Origin of the sequence: Streptomyces beijiangensis, assembly GCF_017315755.1 — a bacterium.
GTDB lineage: Bacteria > Actinomycetota > Actinomycetes > Streptomycetales > Streptomycetaceae > Streptomyces > Streptomyces beijiangensis.
This window is the reverse complement of sequence record NZ_JAFLRJ010000440.1, coordinates 1-2,269: the sequence shown is the minus strand read 5'-3', so window position 1 is coordinate 2,269 and position 2,269 is coordinate 1. Positions and strand designations below refer to the sequence as shown.

Sequence of the window (2,269 nt, the reverse complement as noted above, 5' to 3'; positions counted from 1 at the left end):
CCCCTGACGTGTCCCCCTCCCGCGCTCCTACGCCCCGGCCAGGGCGTCCGTCGGGGCCAGCCTGCTCGCCCGGACCGCCGGATACAGGCCCGCGATCATGCCGATGCCCAGCGTCGAGGCGATCCCTGCGGCGCTCGCCCAGACCGGGACGACGGTCGGCCAGTCCCGGCTGACGGCGTACCCCGCGGTGATGGCCGTCCCGAACACCGTGCCGGCGAGGCCGCCGATGAGCGACAGCAGCAGCGATTCCGTGACGAACTGGGTGCGGATCTGGCCCCGGGTCGCGCCGAGCGCCCGGCGCAGCCCGATCTCCGGGCGCCGTTCCAGGACCGAGATGACCATGGTGTTCCCCACTCCGACACCGCCCACCAGGAGCGCCACACCGCCGAGGCCGAGCAGCAGACCGGTCAGCGCGGACTCGGTGGCCTCCTTGGCTGCCAGAGCGTCCGAGGGCCGCGAGATCCGGACCTCGCCCGGCTTCTCCGGATTGGCGGTCGCGGGCAGTACGTTCCGTACCGCGGCCACCTGGCTGTCCTCGGCGCGGACATAGACCGTCGACGGATGGCCGTCGAAGCCGAGGTAGGTACGGGCCGCAGGCCGGCCGACCAGCGCGGCCCCGTCCAGTTCCGGCGCGAGCGGCATCGGTTCGAGCACCCCGATCAGCGAGAACCAGTGTCCGCCGAGCCAGACCCTGGTGCCGGGGGTGTACACATCGAGCCGGGCCGCGGCCGTGGCGCCCAACACCACCGCGGGGTACTTCTCGGTCGCGGCATCCAGCCAGCGCCCGCCCCGGATCTCGCCGCCCACCGCCGGCAGAAGTCCGGCATCGGCCGCGAGCACGTCGAGGGATCCTGTACGGCCGATGGCGATGTGCTCGTTGCGGTAGATGTGGGCGCCGGTCGCACCGGTCGCCGCGACCTGCTGGACCGGCGGGATCCGGCGGATCATCGCCACCGCCTCGTACGGAAGCTCGGACTTGACGCCGGTGAGGGTGGAACCCGGCGCGACCCGCAGCAGATTGGTACCGAGCGAGTCGAGCCGACGGTCCACTTCGGCCTGCCCGGAGCCGGAGATGCCGACCACCGCGATCATCGCGGCGACGCCGATCGCGATGCCCAGCGCGGACAGCAGGACCCTCAGCGGGCGGGTCCGCAGGCCGGTGCCGCCCAGCCGTACGACGTCCGCGGGCCGGAGCCGGGCGGCCCGCAGTCCGCGCTGCCGGGGCGAGTTGTCCTTACCGTCCGTCATCGGGGCGCCCCGATCATCGTGCCCGGCGCCGGGTCGCCCGATGCCGTGTCGGCGACCAGGCGGCCGTCGCGCATCTCGATACGGCGGGGCAGCACGGCCGCGATCTCCCGGTCATGGGTGATGACCACGACCGTCGTACCGGCACGGTTCAGCTCACGCAACAGCTCCAGCACGGCCGCGCCCGACACCGAGTCGAGATTTCCGGTCGGCTCGTCCGCCAGCAGTACCGCAGGCTCGCCCACCACCGCACGGGCGATCGCGACGCGCTGCCGCTCACCGCCGGACAGCTGGTGCGGGAGATGGTGCATACGGTGGCTGAGCCCGACCCGGGCCAGGGTCTGTGCCGCCCGGGCCCGGCGCCGGCGCTGCCCGACGCCTGCGTAGAGCAGACCGTCGGCCACGGCATCCAGGACCGGCACCCCGACCGCCAGATGGAACTGCTGGAACACAAAGCCGATCCGGGTGGCCCGCAGCGCGGACACCTCGCGGTCGGAAAGCCGCGCCACATCGTGGCCGTCGACCAGCACCCGCCCGGCGGAGGGCCGGTCGAGGCTGCCCATGAGATGCAGCAAGCTGGACTTGCCGGAGCCCGACGGGCCGACGACCGCGGCCAGTTCGCCGCGCCGGATCCGCAGACTCACCTCGCGCACGGCCATCACACCACCCGGGTACGTCTTGGAGACCGCGTCGAATTCCACCACGGGGATCACTCCGGGATCCTCACCTTCATGCCCTCGCTGACGGCGCTGCCGCTCACTTCCACCCGGCCGTCGGCGAACAGTCCGGTCTTCACCGCGACGAACTGCCCGGATCGCGACTCCACGCCGTAGCCGCCCTCCGCGAGTGCGACCAGTGCGGCCACGGGCACCGTGAGCACGTTCTTCCGCTCCTTCCCGATGTGATCGACCGTCACGGGGCCGCTGTCCAGGCCGCCCAGAGCTTTCTGGTCCTTGATGGACACGGTCACCGGGAGGGTCGCGGCGGCGGCGCCCCCGCTGCCGCTCTCACCGCCTCCCCCGCC

2 protein-coding genes and 1 pseudogene are annotated in these 2,269 nt (G+C 72.9%); all 3 read right to left on the bottom strand.

Annotated features, from left to right (window positions below):
- Window positions 1-27 precede the first annotated feature (27 nt).
- Window positions 28-1,248 carry an ABC transporter permease gene (locus J0695_RS33950; RefSeq protein WP_206968613.1) on the bottom strand — a complete coding sequence of 407 codons (1,221 nt, stop codon included), beginning with the start codon at window positions 1,246-1,248 and terminating at the stop codon, window positions 28-30.
- The gene (locus J0695_RS33945; RefSeq protein WP_206968614.1) at window positions 1,245-1,904 is read right to left on the bottom strand and encodes an ABC transporter ATP-binding protein; all 660 of its coding nucleotides are present in this window, start codon (window positions 1,902-1,904) and stop codon (window positions 1,245-1,247) included. Before J0695_RS33945 ends, J0695_RS33950 begins: the two co-directional genes overlap by 4 nt.
- A 50-nt stretch (window positions 1,905-1,954) precedes the next feature.
- A pseudogene (locus J0695_RS33940) lies at window positions 1,955-2,269 on the bottom strand (peptidoglycan-binding protein); the annotation flags it as partial.